Genomic DNA, 16,503 nt, shown 5'->3' with positions numbered 1-16,503 from the left:
TCGAACTCAACCGAAAACGATGATCGGAACCTGATCGAGATGGGCGTGGCTCGCCGCCTTCTTCCGGCCGAGCCAGCCGCCATGGCCCTCGTTTCCGAAAATCACGATCTGCGATTCGACGATCCGGCCGTCGGCCGAAAGCGAAGCGTCCTCCTCGAAGCGCTTTCCGGACTTTCGTGCGGCGGCACGAGCCCTGTCGAGATCGCCTTCGCCCGCCCTGTCGTCAGCCGCCAGCCGCAAGGCGGCTTCCGGCCACGGGTCGAGCGTGACGAGCCATTCCCAGGTGCGATCGCTTTGCTCCGAGCCGTCATGGATGAAGGTGATGCGGCGCAGCGTCTGGCCCTCGCCGCCTACGCCCACCACCGGCCGGACGCCGTGCCGTGCCAGATGGGGAAGCGGCTCGATCCTCTTCTCGCCGAAACCCTGGTCGAACCAGCCGCCGCGGCCCAGGATCACCAGACTGCCGGGACCCTGATGCGCCGCGATGACGCTTGCCGGATCGCCTTCCTCCATGCGGATGGAGAAAGCGAGGCCCGCGGCATTCGCCGCCTGCTCGAAGCGCTGGACGGCGTCCGCGAGGGCATGCCGCGCCTTCTCCACCAGCGCGCCGCGCAGCCGCGCCGCGTAAAAGTTGCCGCCGATGGGCACCGGCCCGACATTCTCCAGTGACCTCGTGTCGACGATGGCGAGCACCAGCAGCTCGGCGCGGTGGCTGTCGGCGAACTCGATCGCACGGTGGATGGCGGCGTTCGCGTCGGGCCCTTCGGCGAGCGCCAGCACGATTTTCTCGACCGCGCGCCTTTCGCGCCTGCCTTTGGGGCGAGCCGCGTTTTCCGTCGCCGACATCGCCGCCGGTAGGTCGAAATCGCCGCGCCTCAGCTCACCCTTCAACTGATCGTCGACCGTGCCGCCCCACAGCGGCACGCCGGCGACATATCCCGCGCGTGCAAGCAGATGCCCCGCGATCGGCGTCGTCAGGAGGAGAAAGACGACCGCGATCGCGATCTTGATCCACATGTCGACGGAAGGATAGGCGAAGCCGACGCCGATCAGCACCAGCCCGCAGCCGGCGACGCCCGCTTCGGTCGCCGCATGCATGCGCAGGAAGAAGTCCGGCAGGCGCAGGACGCCCACCGACGCGATCAGGCAGATGGCGGCGCCACCGACCAGGAAGAATGCCGAAAGCCAGGCGGTCGTCATTCGTCGTCTCCTTCCTCGTTGATCGAGCCGCGTTCGATGAAGCCGGCAAAGGCGACCGTGGCCAGGAAACCGACAAGTGCCACCCCGAGCGCGATGTCGATGAAGGCGGTCGAGCCGGAGGCGAGCACCGCTATGCCGGTCGCGGCGACGCCGAGCAGGCTCAGCATGTCGAGCGCCACCACGCGATCGGGCCCGCCGGGGCCGCGGATGATCCTTGCGCCGGCGCAGATCATGGCGGCGAGCAGCAGCACGCCGGCGATCGCGATTCCCGCAAGTTGAACGGCTTCCGCGCTCATCGCAGCACCTCCTTCACGCTTCGTTCGAAACCGTCCTTGATCTGGTGTACGCTCTCCTCGGAGACATTCATGACATGGACGTAGAGCTTCGAGCGGTCCTCGCTGACATGCAGGCTGGTCGTGCCCGGCGTCAGCGTGATCATGTTGGCGAGCAGCGTGATGCCCTCGCCGCTCTTCAGGTCGAGCGGCACCGCGACGATCGCTGAGCGGAGCGGCCGGCGCGGCCTGAGCACGGTGATCGTCACGTCCCTGACCGAGAGCGCGAGCTCCTTGAAGAACAGTGCGACGAGGCGCGCCCAGGCGCCCGTCTTTCTCATCAGCTCGATCATGGCCGTGCCTCCGCGAGTGAACGAGGCCCGAGCACCGCGTCGGTGTAGGCCGATTTTTCAAGCAATTGCTCGCCCGCCCGCATCGAATAGTCGGCAAACGGTTCGGCGAAGAGGCCGATGGTCAACGTGATCGCCGCCAGCGTCACGATCGGCACGAGCATGGCGACGCGTGTCGCGCCGTCGTTGCGCCAGGATTTCAGGGCCGCCTCGGCACCTTCCGGCGCGGCCTTCCAGAACGCCTCGTTCCAGATCTTCAGCATCGAATAGAGCGTGAGCACGCCGACGACGAGGCCGGTGGCCGCGAGGACGACATGGCCGGCGTCGAGGCTCGCCTTGATCACCACGAATTTCGACCAGAAGCCCGAGAGTGGCGGCAGCCCGGCGAGCGACAGCGCCGGGATGAGGAAGAGCACGCTCAGGAACGGGAGCTGGCGATAGAGGCCGCCGACCTCCTTCAGCTCGAACGAGCCGCCCGCCGCCTTGATCGCGCCGGCGATCAGGAACAGGTTCGCCTTCACCACGATGTGGTGGATCACGTAGAGGATCGCGCCGCCGATGGCGAGCGGCGTGGCGATCGCGACGCCGAGCAGCATGTAGCCGATCTGGCTGATGATGTGGAAGGAGAGGATGCGGCGGATGTCGAAATGCGCCGCCGCGCCCAGCACGCCGGTCACCATGGTCAGTGCGGCCACCGCGCCGATGATCGGCCCGGTGAAGCCGGCGTCGCCGTCAAACAGCAGCGTGAAGGAGCGGATGATCGCGTAGACGCCGACCTTGGTGAGCAGCGCGGCGAAGATCGCGACGACGGGCGCGGAGGCGGTGTGATAGGCCGCCGGCAGCCAGAAGAACAGCGGGAACACCGCCGCCTTCGAGCCGAACGCCACCAGGAAGAGGATTGCGACCGTGGTGACCAGCCCCTGATTCTCGAGCGTCGGGAGCACGCGCGAGAGATCGGCCATGTTGAGCGTTCCGGTCATCCCGTAGGTGAAGGCGACGGCCATCAGGAACAGCGTCGTGGCGACGAGGTTGAGCGTCACATATTTGATACCGGCGTCGAGCTGTGCCCGCGTGCCGCCGAGCACCAGGAGCCCGAATGACGAGATCAGCATCACCTCGAACCAGACATAGAGGTTGAAGATGTCGCCGGTCAGGAAGGCTCCGGTAACGCCGAGCAGCAGGCCCTGGTAGAGCGGGTGGTAGAAGGCCTGCTCGCGCGCCTTTGCATCGCCCACCAGCCCGTAGACGCCGACGGCCACCGCCATCAGCCCGGTGATCAGCACCATGGCCGCCGAGAACATATCGGCGACGAAGCTGATGCCGAACGGAGCCGGCCATGCGCCGAACTGGGTGGCGAGCACCGTGCCGTCGTGAACCGCGGCGAGAAGCGCGATCGACGAGAGCAGCAGTCCGAAGCTCGCGATGAGACTGACGATGCGCTGTGCGCCGGGCTTGGCCCACAGCATCGCGCAGAGCGCCACGCCGGCGAGTGGAAAGGCGATCGGAAGGGTGAGCAGCAGATGCGCGTTCATCATGCGGGTTCCTCGACCAGCTTCGGCCGCTTGGCCGCCTGTGCCGGCTCGTCGTCGCGCGGTTCGGCTTCGCGCATGGCTTCGGTATCGAGCGTGCCGAGGCGCCGGTGCGCGCTTTCGAACAGCACCACCGTGAAGGCGACCAGCGAGAACGAGATGACGATCGCCGTCAGGATGAGCGCCTGCGGCAGCGGGTTGGCGCTCGTCGCGATGAAGGTGTCCCCGTCGGCGACCAGCGGCGGCGTCCGCTCGCCGATCCGGCCGGCAAGCAATATCGACAGGTTGGCGGCGTTGCTGAGCACGAGCAGGCCGAGCACGATGCGCAGCACGTTGCGCGACATGACCAGATAGGCGGCGACCGCCACCATGACGCCGAAGGCGAGCGCGAAGGCAGGCTCCATCTCAGTTCTCCAGATAATAGGACAGGAAGGTCAGCACGGAGCCGACCACGGCGAGATAGACGCCGACGTCGAAGACCAACGTCGTGCTGAGCGCCACGCCTCCGGGAAACGCCCATTGATGGGTGAGGAAGGGCTCGGCCATCAGCAGCGCCGGCAGGCCGGCCGCGAGGCCGAGCACGAGGCCGATCCCGATGATCGTCTTCGGCGACATGCGCAGCAGCGCCATCAGTGCGTCGCGCCCGCGCGGCAGCGCATGGACGGCGATGCCCGCCGCCGCGATCAGCCCGCCGACGAAGCCGCCGCCGGGCTCGTTGTGGCCGCGCAGCAGCACGTAGACGGAGAAGAGAAGCGCTGCCGGAAGTACCGCCCGGCTGGTGGTGCGCAGGATGAGCGAGTTCATGGGCGGGTTCCTTTCGTTGCGCGCCTCAGGCCCGAGATGACGGCGGCCGCCGCGATCGCGGCGAGCGCCAGCACCGTGATCTCGCCCAGCGTGTCGAGCGCGCGGAAATCGACGATGATGACGTTGACGAGGTTGCGCCCGTGCGCCTCCGGAACGCTCGCCTCGCGGAAGAAGTCGGAAAGCCTTCCGTCGAAGGGTTGCGCCAGCACGCTGAGCAGCACCAGCGTTGCCGTAAGCCCGGTGCCGGCGGCGATTATGCCGTCGCGCAGGCGCTCGCGCCGGGTGCGGTAGTCGCGCTCGCGGAACGGCAGCCGCCCGACGATGGCGAGCAGGATGACGATGGCGAGCGCCTCGACGGAGAACTGCGTGAAGGCGAGGTCCGGCGCGCCCTGGAAGAGGAAGACGAGCGCGACGGTGAAGCCGACCATGCCGGCTGCCGCGATGCCGGAGACGAAGTTGCGCGCCCCGGTGACCGCCAGCGCGGAGACCGCGAGCAGGACGACCAGGGCGAGATCGGGCTGCAGGATCTCGGTGAAGGAGGGAAGCGCGACGCCGCCGCGCAGGAGGAAGGACGCCGTGATGGCGATCGCCGTCACCGACAGCGTGTAGCCGACATAGCCGCGCAGGCTGCCCGACTGGATGAGGCGGGTCTGCCGGCGGGCGAGGCTTTGCAGGCCGTCCATGATACGGTCGTAGAAGCGGTCCGGCCCCCATTCGTCGATCTGTCGGATACGGCCGAGCGCGGCGCGCACGCCGTCCCACCGCCTGAACACGGCGATGCCGAGGATGAAGGTGGCGAGGCTGAGCGCCAGCATCGGCGTGAAGCCGTGCCAGAGCGACAGCGTGTAGTCGACCGGCTCGCCGGCGATGGCGCTCGCCGCCGGCAGGATCAGGTTCGCGCCGACGAGCCATGGCGCGACGCCGAACACCACCCCAAGCAGGGCGAGGACGATCGGACCGCCAAGCATCGCTGCGTCGGGATCGTGCGGCGTGCGCGGTGTCGATGTCATGTCGCCGGTGAAGCAGCGTATCGCGACGATGCCGGCCACCACCACCATGACCGCGTTGGCGATGAGCGCCACGCCGACGACCAGCCACGAGGCCGAGGCCGTCAGGCTCGTCTCATAGACGAGCTCCTTGGCGGCGAAGCCGATGAAGGGCGGCAGCCCCGCCATCGACAGCGCGCCCAGCAGCGCCACGGCGGCGGTGACCGGCATGGTGTGGCGCAGGCCGCCGAGCGCGGAGCTGTCGCGCGTGCCGGTCTCGTGGTCGACGATGCCGGCGACGAGGAACAGGCAGGCCTTGTAGAGCGCATGCACGATCAGGAAGGTGACGACCGCCATCGACGAAGTTTCGCCGGGAATGCCGATCAGCAGCACCAGCGTCCCGAGCGAAACGATCGTCGAGTAGGCGAGCACACGCTTCAGGTCGGTCGCGCGCAGGGCGAGCACCGCGCCCACCAGCATGGTCGCGGCCCCGAAACCGGTCAGCAGCGTTACCCAGAGCGCGCTGCCCTCGAAGACCGGGCTGAGGCGGGCGAGCAGGTAGACGCCGAGCTTCACCATGGTGGCGGAATGCAGAAAGGCGGAGACCGGCGTCGGCGCGACCATGGCGTTGGCCAGCCAGGAATGAAGTGGCGCCTGTGCGGATTTCGCGAAGGCGCCGGCGGCGATCAGCGCGACGATCGCGGGCGCCAGCGGGTGGGCGGCGACCATTTCGCCGCGCTCGACGATGCCGGATATCGAATAGGTTCCCGCCACATTGCCGAGCAGGATGACGCCCGCGAGCATGGCGAGCCCGCCCGCGACCGTGACCAGGAAGCCCTGCTGCGCCGAGCGGCGTGAGGCGGCCTCCTCCGGCGAAAAGCCGATCAGGAGGAAGGAGGTGAGGCTGGTCAGTTCCCAGAAGACGACGAGCAGCACGAGATCGTCGGCGAGCACCGCGCCGATCATCGAGCCCATGAAGAGTGTGAGCACGACGTAGAAGCGGGCAAGCCGTTCGTAACCCTTGAGATAGGACGAGGCGTAGAGAAACACGGCCGTGCCGATGCCGCTGATCAGCAGCGCGAAGAGCAGCGACAACCCGTCGAGCCGCAGCGACGCCTCGATGCCGAGGCTCGGGATCCACCGATGCGTCTCGCCCAACTCGCCCGGCCCGCCGAACGCGGGAAGCATCGCCGCGAAGCCGGCGAACAGCAGCGCCGGGATCGCCGCCACGAGGGGCGACGACCGCCCGCCGAGCCATCCGGCGATCGGCGCGAGGGCGAAAGAGAATGCGACGAGCGCGAATAGGATCATCAATCAGGGCTCCGTTGTCGGAAACCTCGTTGAAAGATTCGTGCCAGTTCGGCAGTTCGGCTTCGAAAAGCGAGAAATTCTTTTTATTACAGCGACTTAGATCGCATCCGGCGCTGTCGTCCGATCGAGGCGGTGTTAACGAAAGTGAACATCGCGGGCAGGGGATGTTGCCGGAAGTGAACCGGATTCGGTGTCCTGATCACGAACTTGGCGCGCACCAAGCGTGGTTCGACAGGCTCACCATGAGGGCTGCTGAGATGCGCGCGTACTTCACGACGACGCAAGAGATACGGCGATTCTTTTCGCCTTGGCGCGGCAGCCCCAAACCCTCATGGTGAGCTTGTCGAACCACGAGGGTTTGGGGAACCGGGGCCGTCTCATCCATCCCTCGACACCCGCGCATAATATCGCCCCAGCAGCAGCGGCGTCAGATACATCGGGATCTGGTAGCAGCCGATGAAAAGCAGCAGCGGGTCGGTCGTCGCCGGCGGCAGCGCGGTGAGGAACAGCGCGATGTTGCGGTTTCCCGCGACGATGCCGAAGGCCGGAGCGGCGTCCTTGCCGACGAAGCGCCGCGCCAATCTCGCGCCCAGAAGCTGCAGGCCGAAATTCGCGGCGAAGGCGACGGCCAGGTTGAAGGCGAGGCCTCGGGGATCGCCGTATATGGCCGGACCCACGGCCGACATCAGGCCGATCACCACCACCGCCATCAGGATCGCGGCCATCCCGTCCAGCGAGCGGATCGCCGATGGAGACGGTTCCCTCGGAAGAAGCGCGCGGAAAATGAAGGCGCCCGCGACTGCGGCGAGGATCACCGCGAGCAGCCGACCGGCCGCGCCGACGATCTCCGTGCCGCTGCCGAGCGCCGGGCTGACGAGGAATACCGGCAGGACGGTCAGAGGCAGCAATGCGGTGCCGACGATCAGCAGCCGCAACGCCGGAGCCGGATCATGCCCGGTCATGATGGTGAGCGACGGGCTGCCCGAGATCGAGCAGGCGGCGAGCATCAGCGTCAGCGCGGTCGGCAGCGGCCCCGTCCATCCCATCGCCAGGCAGAGGGCGGCGAAGCCGACGGGCAGGGCAAGCTGCCCCACCAGTACCCCGCCGACAGATCGGCCGAGATCGCGCGCGGCCCCGAGCGCCTGCTTCGGGCCGATGCGCAGCGCGGCGAGGAAAAGCATCGCCGCGATCAGCTCCGGTATCCACCGCTTCGCCGCCAGCGCGAGGTCGGGCGCCGCTATGCCGGCGGCAAGGCCGACGATCAGCAGCAGGCGGCCGTGGCGGGCCGCGGCGTCGAGAATCTGCCGCATGTTTTCCTTCCCGGAAGCTACCGCACCTGGCGCATGTTCTCCGGCAACCACGTCGCCAATTCGGGGAATGCGACGAGGATGAAGACCATGAGAACCATGATGCAGAACATCGGAAACGCGGCGCGCGCGATGAAGCCCATCGAATGGCCGGTCATTCCCTGCAGCACGAACAAATTGAAGCCCACCGGCGGCGTGATCTGGGCCATCTCGACGACCACGACGACGAAAATCCCGAACCAGATGATGTCGATGCCGGCTTGCCGGATCATCGGCTCGACGATTGCGATGGTCAGCACGACGACGGAGATGCCGTCGAGGAAGCAGCCGAGCACGATGTAGAAAATCATCAGCACCATGATCAGCTCGAACCGCGTCAGCTCGATCGCCGCGATCCATTGCGCCAGCGCCCGCGGCAGGCCGGTGAAGCCCATCGACAGCGACAGGAAGGCGGCGCCGGCGAGAATGAGCGCAATCATGGCGGAGGTGCGCGTCGCCCCCATCAGGCTCTCGAAGAAGGTCTGGCGGGTGAGCGACCCTTGCGCGGCGGCGAGAACCAGCGAGCCGATCACGCCGATCGCGGCTGCTTCCGTCGCGGTGGCGATGCCGAGATACATCGAGCCGATGACGAGCGCGATGAGCAGGAAGACCGGTATGAGGAATCTCGAGCGCCTGAGCTTCTCGGCAAACGACATCGGCGGCTCGGCGACCGGATTGAAATCCTTCGAGAGCTTCGAGACGAGGACCACGTAGAGCATGAAGAGGCCGGCGAGCACCAGGCCCGGAAAAATGCCGGCGATGAAGAGCTTGGTGATCGATTCGTTGATCGCCACGCCGTAGACGATGAGCGTCAGCGACGGCGGGATCATCAGCCCGAGCGTCGCGGCGCCGGCGAGCGTGCCGATCACCTGCCGTTCGGGGTATTTGCGCTTGCGCAATTCCGGAATGGTCATCTTGCCGACGGTGGTGAGCGTCGCGGCCGACGAGCCGGACACGGCGGCAAAGACGGTGCAGCCGGCGATATTGGTGTGCATCAGCCCGCCGGGCAGCCGCGCCATCCAAGGAGCAAGCCCCTTGAACATGTCTTCGGAGAGCCGGGTCCGATAGAGGATTTCCCCCATCCAGATGAACATCGGCAGCGCCGTCAGCGTCCAGGACGAGGCGGAACGCCAGATCACCGTCATCATCGCGTCGCCGGCCGGCCGGCTGGTGAATAGTTCCATGCCGACATAGGCGACGCCGAGCAGCGCAAGGCCGATCCATACGCCGGAGCCGAGAAGCAGGAACAGGACGAACAGGAAGATGCCGATCGCGTAGAAGGATTCCATCTATTCCGTCCTTGTTTCGGCTGAGAGCTCGGCGTGGATGTTGTCCCGGCGCGTGAGCGCGAGGGTCACGAGATTGTCCACGAAACAGACGGCGAGGATGACCGCGCCCGCCGCCATCGGCGCCTGCGCCATCCACAGCGGTGTCGCGTCCTGCCCCTGGCTGACGTCGTTCAGCCGCCACGACCAGTAGACGGTACGCACCGCGTACCAGGCGAGATAGGAGGTCGCGAGGGAGGCGATGACGAGGCACCACAGCTCGCCCCAGAAACGTCGCACGCCGAGCGCGTTGAGGAGGAGACCGACCCTTATGTGGCCGCCGCGATTGAGCGTGTGGGCGAACGCCAGGAACGAGGCGGCCGCCATGAAGTAGCCGGCATATTCCGACGAGCCGTGGAAGGGGATGCCGAGCCAGCGCGCGGCGACCTGCAGCGTTATCACCACGAGTATCGCAACGAGGCAGAATGCGGCGAGCGCACCCGCCAAATCATAGATTGCGTCGAGGAAACGGCGAACGATTCGCCCAGCATCGGCCATGCCGCGCTCCTTTCGTCTCGAAAAAGAAGGCCCGGCGCGGGGCCGGGCCATGGATGCACGAAACTACTGGCGGTAGGCTTCGATGATCTTCTTGCCGGCATCGCCGGCACTCTCGATCCATTCGTTGGTCATCGTCTCGCCGAAGCCTTCGAGTTCCTTGGCGAGCGTCTCTCCCGGAGGCGCGACCTTCATGCCATTCTCCTCCAGCGTCTTCAGATAGGTGCCGGAGAGGTCCTGCGCCGTGGCCAGGCCGCTGGCGGCGGCCTTGTCGGCGCAGTCGGTCACGGCCGCACGGGTGGCCTCGTCGAGCGCCTCCCAGGCGTCCTTGTTGGCGAACACGACGTTGCGCGGCAGCCAGGCCTGCACGTTGTAGAAATGGGTGAGTTGTTCCCAGACCTTGGAATCGACGCCCGTCGCGCCCGAGGAGATGAAGCTTTCCACCACGCCGGTCGCCAGCGCCTGGCTGAGCTCGGCCGCCTCGATCTGCACCGGAGCCATGCCGGCGAGCTCGGCGATGCGCGCCGTCGCGGTGTTGTAGGCCCTGAACTTCACGCCCTGAAGATCGGCGACGGAGTTCACGTCCTTCTTCATGTAGAGGCCCTGTGCGGGCCAGGCGACGGCATAGAGATAGACGAGGTTCTGCTCGTCCAGCACCTTGGTGAGCTCGTCCTTCGCGGCCGTCCAGAGCTTTTCGGACGCGTCGAAGGAGGTCGCGAGGAACGGAATGGAATCGACGCCGAAGAGCGGGTTCTCGTTGGCATGCGCCGAGAGCAGGCGTTCGCCGATCGGCGCCTGTCCGGTCTGTACAGCGCGCTTGATGTCGTTTCCACCGAACAGAGATCCGCCGGCGTGGATGACGATCTCGAGATTGCCGCCCGTGCCTTCGTTGACGCATTGCGCGAAAGCGGTCGCGTTCTCCGAATGGAAATTGGTGGCCGGATAGGCCATCGGCATGTCCCATTTTTCCGCGGAGGCGGCGGTTGCCGCGACGGCGCATAAGGCCGTCGCCGCCATGAGGGCTGCGAGTTGCTTCATTTCCATGCTCCCATTGTCATAGCCGGTTAGGTTCCCACGCTCATGAAAGCGGGAAGGAGCATGCGGCGCAAGGCTTAAGTTCGGCGGCTGTGGAACGCCAGATGGCCCGGCGCCGTGCCAGGCCATTGGAGGTGGCAAATTTATCCGATCACCGGGAGAGACCGCGGGCGGTGGAGGAGCCGTATGCGGCGTCCCGGTGTCGAGAGCCGGGCCGCCGCCCGCCCGCTACTCGCGGGGCGGGATGCTCAGGCCCCGTTGCGCGGCCGGCCGTTCCAGGCAGCGGTCGAGCCAGGCCATGGTGCTCTTGAAATCGTCCATCCCCAGCAGTTCGCCGGCATTGTAGAACACCTTCAACGTGCGCACCCAGGGGAAGATCGCGATGTCGGCGATGGTGTATTCGTCGCCCATGATCCATTGCCGGCTTTCGAGCCGCTTCTCCAGCACGCCCAGCAGGCGCTTCGATTCCTTCGCGTAGCGGTCGCGCGGACGCTTGTCCTCGAACTCGCTGCCGGCGAATTTGTGGAAGAAGCCGAGCTGGCCGAACATCGGCCCGATGCCGCCCATCTGGAAGAACACCCACTGGATCGTCTCGTAGCGCAGCGCGGGATCGGACGGCAGGAGCTTGCCGGCTTTCTCGGCGAGATAGAGCAGGATCGCGCCGGACTCGAAGAGCGGCAGCGGCTTTCCGCCGGGACCGTTCGGGTCGAGAATGGCGGGTATCTTTCCGTTCGGATTGAGCGAGAGGAAATCTTCCGTCCAGCTCTCGTCCTTGCCGATGTCCACCGCGTGAGCCTCGTAGGGAAGCCCCAGTTCCTCGAGCGCTATCGATATCTTCACGCCGTTGGGCGTCGGGAAGGAATAGAGCTGGAGCTTGCCCGGGTCGGCGGCCGGCCAGCGCCGGGTGATCGGAAAACTGGAAAGTTCGGTCATGGAAATTCCCTTGTGAGCCGTGACGTCTGGCTCTGGATTGAGGTTTGACCGAAGTCAGATAGAGATGAATGGCGCGAGCGCAAGCCGCAAAACGAAATTGCCGGACGAACGGCCATGTCGGATTGGCGCTGCCTATCCGTGGAAGGCTTTCACCGCGATTGTGGAGTTGGTGCCGCCGAACGCGAAGGCGTTGCTGATCGCGGCACGCACCTCGCGCTTGCGCGCGACATTGGGCGTCACGTCGAGATCGCAGCCGGGGTCGCTCTCGCGGTAGTTGGCGGTCGGCGGCACGATGCCGTTGCTCACCGCCTTGACGCAGGCGATCATCTCCAGTGCGGCCGAGGCGCCGAGGCAGTGGGCATGCATCGACTTGGTGGAGGAGACCGAAAGCCTGTCGGCATGGCTGCCGAAGACGCGGCGGATCGCCCGCGTCTCGATCTCGTCATTGGCCTTCGTGCCGGTGCCGTGCGCGTTGACGTAGTCGATGTCCTCGGGCCGCAGGCCGGCATCGGCGAGGCAGGCCGACATCGAGGAGGTTGGTCCCTCGACGGTCGGCGCCACGATGTCGGAGGCGTCGGCCGACATTCCGTTGCCGGCATATTCGGCGAGTATGGTCGCGCCGCGTGCCTGCGCGTGCTCCAGCGTCTCCAGGACGACGATGCCGGCGCCTTCGCCGATGGCGAGGCCCTCGCGGTCGGCCGAGAACGGGCGGCAGGTCTCACGCGCCAGCACGCGCAGCGCTTCCCATGCCTTGAGGATGCCCCAGATCAGCGGCGCTTCCGTGCCGCCGGCAAGCATGACGTCGGCCCGTCCCAGCAGAAGCTGGTCGACAGCCGACGAAAAGGCGTGATTTGCCGACGAGCAGGCGGAGGAAACACCGAAGACCGGCCCGCGCAGGCCGTTGGTCATGCTGATCTGCCCGGCCGGCGCGCCGGTCATCGAGCGCGGGACGGAGAACACTCCGGCGCGTGACTTTCCTTCGAGCAATATGCCGCGATAGTTCTCCTCGACGGGCTCCCAGCCGCATATGCCGGCGCCCACCACCGCGCCGACGCGGTGCGAGTTGCTTTCGTCGACCTTAAGCCCCGCCTGCTTCAGCGCTTCCCGGGCGGCGATGACGGCCAGAATGCTGAACCGGTCCATGGTGATCAGCTGGCGGTGCTCGATGCCGTGGTCGGGCAGTTCCTTGATCTGCGCGCCCACCGTCACCTTGAGGTCGTGCAGCGGAACGGTGGTGATGGGCCCGATGCCGGAACGGCCGTTCCGCATGGCGTCCCAGATGGCGGGAACGTCGGTGCCGAGCGCGCAGATGCCGCCAAGCCCGGTTATTACGATGCGCGTGCGGCTCATTCCCAAACGGCTCTAGGCTCTTTGCTGAACGAGGCCGCGCACGGCTTCGACGATGTCTCCGACATTGGAGAGATTAGACCAGGCGTCGACCGTGTTCATCTCGATCTCGATGCCGTATTCGTCCTCGATGTCGAAGATGATCTCGGTGAGTTCGAGAGAATGGATTCCGAGATCGGTAAGTTCGGTGCTGGTGGTGATTTCACCTATGCCCGGCCGGGCATGCGCCTTGATCTTGTCTATGATGCCAGCCGCAATCTTGTCGTTCATGTATCCTCCCCAAAAAGTTCAAAGCGCGTCCCGCCCCGCTTTCTTGGTGACCGGCGTCGCGGCTTGGCTTCGCTGGACTGGCCTATAAGAACCTAAACCAACCGCCGCAACAAGCCCGCATCCATAAAAGAATTTCGTCACTAGGCTTGTGGCACATCCGTTGCTTGTCCGGCGGCGAAGGAAATTTGCCCATGACTTTTCGCCCTGCCGATCTTGCTCCAGCGGGTCTTCAGCGTGTCTGCGCGAGCGGGCGGCTGGCGGTCGTCCGCAAGGACGGGCGAACCGCCGTCGAGACGCTCTATCAGGAAGGCGCCGCCAAGATCAGGATGCCGCTGACCGAGACCGGAACGCCTGAGGCGGTTCTCATCAACACGGCCGGCGGGCTGACCGGCGGCGACGTCGTCGATTGGCGGATCGAGGCGGGCGAGGGCACCTCGCTCGTGCTGACCACCCAGGCCTGCGAGAAGATCTACCGCGCCGCTTCGGGCCGCGCCGAGGCGAGCGTGCGCCTCTCCGTGGCGAGCGGCGCGCGGGTTGCCTGGTTGCCGCAGGAGAGCATCGTCTTCGACCGTTCCGCCTTCCGCCGTCGCCTCTTCGTCGACCTCGCCGAGGGTGCCGAAGCGCTGATCCTGGAGGCGACGATCTTCGGCCGGCTCGCCATGGGCGAGTGCGTCGGACGCGCGGAATTCCGCGATTGCTGGCGGGTGCGCCAGGAGGGCAGGCTGATCCATGGCGAGGATTTCGCCGCCGGCCCCGACCTTTCCGCGATGCTCGCCGGCAGGGCGGCGACCGGCGGCGCCGTCGCGATGGCGACGCTGCTGCTGGTCTCGCCGCGGGCGGCCGACCGGCTCGACGAGGTGCGCGCCGTGATCGGCGACGCAGACGGCGCTTCCGCTTGGCGGGTGGGGCGGACTGGCAAGCTTCTTGCGAGGCTGGTCGCGCCCGACGGCTATGGGCTGCGCAAGCGGCTCGTACCGCTCGTCGATCTGCTCAACGGACGGGCAGGCCTGCCTAAAACATGGTCAATCTAGGAGTGCATTCGCGATGAATCTGACGCCGCGCGAGAAAGACAAGCTGCTGATCGCCATGGCGGCGATGGTCGCCCGGCGCCGCCTGGAGCGCGGGGTCAGGCTCAACCATCCCGAGGCGATCGCGCTGATCACCGATTTCGTGGTGGAGGGCGCGCGCGACGGGCGATCCGTCGCCGATCTGATGGAAGCTGGCGCCCATGTCGTCTCCCGCGCGCAGGTCATGGAAGGGGTGGCCGAGATGATCCACGACGTCCAGGTGGAGGCCACCTTCCCGGACGGGGTGAAGCTCGTCACCGTGCACGAACCGATCAGGTAGGAGGAAAGCCATGCTTGAGATGCGACCGGGATGCGAGTGCTGCGACCGGGACCTGCCGCCGGACGCGGCCGGGGCGATGATATGCAGTTTCGAATGCACCTTCTGCGCCGATTGCGCCTCGGATGTCCTCGGCGGCCGATGCCCGAACTGCGGCGGCGACCTCTTCCTCCGCCCGACGAGATCTCCCGAAATGCTGCGGAAATATCCGGCGTCCACACACCGCGTCTTCAAGGCCGAAGGCTGCCCGGCAAGGGCCGACTGACAATGATTTCGAATGAAGGAACGATTCCGATGCTGAAGAAACTTCTCGCCGCCGCCCTGTTTTTCGGCGCGGGCGCCGTGCCCGCCCTCGCGCATCCCGACCACGTGCACGGGCATGGATCGTTCATGACCGGCTTCCTGCATCCGCTGTTCGGAACCGACCATATTCTTGCGATGGTCGCGGTCGGCCTTTGGGCCTCGCTGCTCGGCGGGCGGGCGCTCTGGCTGGTGCCGGCGGCCTTCGTAGGCACCATGACGATCGGCTTCGCCGCCGCTCTTTCGGGCTGGGAACTGCCGCTGGTCGAGCCGATGATCCTTTCTTCCGTCGTGGTGATAGGCCTCCTCACCGCCGTCGCTCTCAGGGTGCCCACCTGGGCCGGAATGGTCCTCGTCGGCTTCTTCGCGCTCTTCCATGGCCATGCCCATGGCGAGGAGCTCGGTTCGGCGGGCGCGTTGTCGTTCGGCATCGGCTTTGCGATCGCCACGGCCCTTCTCCACGCGGTCGGCGTCGGGGCGGGTCTCGCCCTCGGCCGCGCTGCCGGCGGTGAAACCGGGCGGCTGGTCACCAGGATCGCCGGCGCGCTGACGGCCGCGGGAGGTTTGTGGCTGGCGATCGCGGGCTAGGGGGAACGTGATGATTCCGGGCGAGATCATCGCCGCCGAAGGCGAAATCGAACTCAATGCGGGCAGCGAGACGGTCGTCCTGCGTGTCGCCAACACCGGCGACCGGCCGATCCAGGTCGGCAGCCATTACCATTTCTTCGAGACCAACGAGGCGCTGCGCTTCGACCGCGAGAAGGCGCGCGGCATGAGACTGGACATCGCCGCCGGTACCGCCGTCCGTTTCGAGCCGGGACAGGAGCGCGACGTCACGCTCGTGGCGCTCGGCGGGGCGCGAAAGGCGTTCGGGTTCCAGCGGAAGGTGATGGGAGAGCTCTAGTGGCTGCGGCACTGCGCGACTTTACCGTTGCACGTGGCGCTCGCGGCCAAAAAAAATGGCGTGGTCTCGCGGCCACGCCATTAGTTCGTACCAGTGGAAGCAAATTACATCACGTAGAGCGTGATCACGCCGTTTCCGGCAGTCTCGACGCCGACAACCTGGGAGAGGTTGACGCCCTGCGCCTGAAGTTCCCGGGCGAGAGCGGGGTTGCTCTGTGCGGAAGCCTTGAACGCGGGCAGCGCGGCGCTGCTTACGGAAAGAATCTGTTGGGACTGGCGCGAGTCATAGTTGGTCAGCGCACCGATGCTGACCACCTTTACGCCGGTTGCAGACTCGAAGGAAGCCTGACGGCCGGCGTAGCCCAGGGAGGACGTGGTACGCGTATCAATCCCACGAACCGACGCAGCGGACGTTGCCTCGATGGTTCCCGGCGTCACGTCACGCTCGTCCGCCGAAGCGGGGACGGAAAGGAGCGACAGGGCGACGAGAGCTGCGGATGTGCTGAGAGCGATTGCGCTTTTCATGGCTATTTACCTTTATGTCTTTTCAAACACCGCACTACGGCGGTGACATTAAGGTGGGAACGCAAATCCACTTTTGCCAGAAAATTTAATGCAGTAAAAACAGCATCTTATAAAAAAATAGGAACCTCATTGTTGCAGGGGGTCACTATTTTTGATGCGCCCATGAAGGGTGTAGGAACGCATTCCTCTACCATGGGGCGATCACCGGGAGACGCAGCGCCGAAACGT

At 66.1% G+C, this 16,503-nt stretch carries 20 protein-coding genes; 5 read left to right on the top strand and 15 right to left on the bottom strand.

Annotation, left to right across the window (positions count from 1 at the left end; translation table 11 throughout):
• Positions 1-6: 6 nt before the first annotated feature.
• From mnhG to XW59_RS00695, 14 genes are all read right to left on the bottom strand, one after another.
• On the bottom strand, positions 7-1,200 hold the full coding sequence (gene mnhG, locus XW59_RS00760; RefSeq protein ID WP_052958265.1) for a monovalent cation/H(+) antiporter subunit G: 1,194 nt from the start codon (positions 1,198-1,200) through the stop codon (positions 7-9).
• Positions 1,197-1,496, bottom strand: coding sequence for a monovalent cation/H+ antiporter complex subunit F (locus tag XW59_RS00755; RefSeq protein ID WP_047147083.1), 300 nt, complete (start codon positions 1,494-1,496; stop codon positions 1,197-1,199). The genes mnhG and XW59_RS00755 overlap by 4 nt, the downstream gene beginning before the upstream one ends.
• A complete protein-coding gene (locus XW59_RS00750; RefSeq protein ID WP_082137696.1) occupies positions 1,493-1,825 on the bottom strand; it encodes a Na+/H+ antiporter subunit E in 333 nt (110 codons plus the stop codon). Before XW59_RS00750 ends, XW59_RS00755 begins: the two co-directional genes overlap by 4 nt.
• Positions 1,822-3,354 (bottom strand): Na+/H+ antiporter subunit D, encoded by a 1,533-nt coding sequence (locus XW59_RS00745; RefSeq protein ID WP_047147084.1) that lies wholly within the window; start codon positions 3,352-3,354, stop codon positions 1,822-1,824. The genes XW59_RS00750 and XW59_RS00745 overlap by 4 nt, the downstream gene beginning before the upstream one ends.
• Positions 3,354-3,755: an NADH-quinone oxidoreductase subunit K gene (locus XW59_RS00740; protein WP_047147085.1), complete on the bottom strand. Its 402-nt coding sequence runs from the start codon at positions 3,753-3,755 to the stop codon at positions 3,354-3,356. Before XW59_RS00740 ends, XW59_RS00745 begins: the two co-directional genes overlap by 1 nt.
• A gap of 1 nt (position 3,756) precedes the next feature.
• A complete protein-coding gene (locus XW59_RS00735) occupies positions 3,757-4,155 on the bottom strand; it encodes an MnhB domain-containing protein (RefSeq protein WP_047147086.1) in 399 nt (132 codons plus the stop codon).
• Positions 4,152-6,452, bottom strand: a complete 2,301-nt coding sequence (gene mbhE, locus XW59_RS00730) for a hydrogen gas-evolving membrane-bound hydrogenase subunit E (protein WP_137326973.1) — start codon at positions 6,450-6,452, stop codon at positions 4,152-4,154. Before mbhE ends, XW59_RS00735 begins: the two co-directional genes overlap by 4 nt.
• 377 nt (positions 6,453-6,829) lie before the next feature.
• The gene (locus XW59_RS00725; RefSeq protein ID WP_047147088.1) at positions 6,830-7,762 is read right to left on the bottom strand and encodes a hypothetical protein; all 933 of its coding nucleotides are present in this window, start codon (positions 7,760-7,762) and stop codon (positions 6,830-6,832) included.
• Between the two features lie 17 nt (positions 7,763-7,779).
• A complete protein-coding gene (locus XW59_RS00720) occupies positions 7,780-9,087 on the bottom strand; it encodes a TRAP transporter large permease subunit (protein WP_047147089.1) in 1,308 nt (435 codons plus the stop codon).
• A complete protein-coding gene (locus XW59_RS00715; protein WP_047147090.1) occupies positions 9,088-9,621 on the bottom strand; it encodes a TRAP transporter small permease in 534 nt (177 codons plus the stop codon).
• 63 nt (positions 9,622-9,684) lie between these two features.
• Positions 9,685-10,656, bottom strand: a complete 972-nt coding sequence (locus tag XW59_RS00710) for a TRAP transporter substrate-binding protein (RefSeq protein ID WP_047147220.1) — start codon at positions 10,654-10,656, stop codon at positions 9,685-9,687.
• A 225-nt stretch (positions 10,657-10,881) separates the two neighbouring features.
• Positions 10,882-11,586 carry a glutathione binding-like protein gene (locus tag XW59_RS00705; protein WP_047147091.1) on the bottom strand — a complete coding sequence of 235 codons (705 nt, stop codon included), beginning with the start codon at positions 11,584-11,586 and terminating at the stop codon, positions 10,882-10,884.
• 132 nt (positions 11,587-11,718) lie between these two features.
• Entirely contained in the window at positions 11,719-12,936 is a 1,218-nt protein-coding gene (locus tag XW59_RS00700) for a beta-ketoacyl-[acyl-carrier-protein] synthase family protein (protein ID WP_047147092.1), read from the bottom strand.
• A gap of 12 nt (positions 12,937-12,948) precedes the next feature.
• Positions 12,949-13,203, bottom strand: coding sequence for an acyl carrier protein (locus XW59_RS00695; RefSeq protein ID WP_047147093.1), 255 nt, complete (start codon positions 13,201-13,203; stop codon positions 12,949-12,951).
• 191 nt (positions 13,204-13,394) lie between these two features.
• On the opposite strand from XW59_RS00695, the gene XW59_RS00690 reads away from it, so the two are divergent.
• The 5 genes from XW59_RS00690 to XW59_RS00670 are packed head-to-tail and all read left to right on the top strand — an operon-like array spanning position 13,395 to position 15,751.
• The gene (locus tag XW59_RS00690) at positions 13,395-14,234 is read left to right on the top strand and encodes an urease accessory protein UreD (protein ID WP_137326953.1); all 840 of its coding nucleotides are present in this window, start codon (positions 13,395-13,397) and stop codon (positions 14,232-14,234) included.
• Between the two features lie 13 nt (positions 14,235-14,247).
• On the top strand, positions 14,248-14,550 hold the full coding sequence (locus XW59_RS00685) for an urease subunit gamma (RefSeq protein ID WP_047147094.1): 303 nt from the start codon (positions 14,248-14,250) through the stop codon (positions 14,548-14,550).
• A gap of 10 nt (positions 14,551-14,560) precedes the next feature.
• The gene (locus tag XW59_RS00680) at positions 14,561-14,812 is read left to right on the top strand and encodes a DUF1272 domain-containing protein (protein ID WP_047147095.1); all 252 of its coding nucleotides are present in this window, start codon (positions 14,561-14,563) and stop codon (positions 14,810-14,812) included.
• 29 nt (positions 14,813-14,841) lie between these two features.
• Positions 14,842-15,435 (top strand): HupE/UreJ family protein, encoded by a 594-nt coding sequence (locus tag XW59_RS00675; RefSeq protein ID WP_137326952.1) that lies wholly within the window; start codon positions 14,842-14,844, stop codon positions 15,433-15,435.
• Positions 15,436-15,445: 10 nt separating this feature from the next.
• Complete coding sequence (locus XW59_RS00670) at positions 15,446-15,751, top strand: urease subunit beta (protein ID WP_047147096.1); 306 nt, start codon at positions 15,446-15,448, stop codon at positions 15,749-15,751.
• Positions 15,752-15,855: 104 nt separating this feature from the next.
• Here the strand turns inward: XW59_RS00670 and XW59_RS00665 are convergent, their stop codons facing one another.
• Positions 15,856-16,275 carry a hypothetical protein gene (locus XW59_RS00665; RefSeq protein ID WP_047147097.1) on the bottom strand — a complete coding sequence of 140 codons (420 nt, stop codon included), beginning with the start codon at positions 16,273-16,275 and terminating at the stop codon, positions 15,856-15,858.
• Positions 16,276-16,503 lie beyond the last annotated feature (228 nt).

It is taken from the genome of Aquamicrobium sp. LC103 (assembly GCF_001014615.2).
Lineage (GTDB): Bacteria > Pseudomonadota > Alphaproteobacteria > Rhizobiales > Rhizobiaceae > LBCQ02.
Note: the sequence above shows the minus strand (reverse complement) of the source record. Positions and strands in the feature narration are given on the sequence as shown.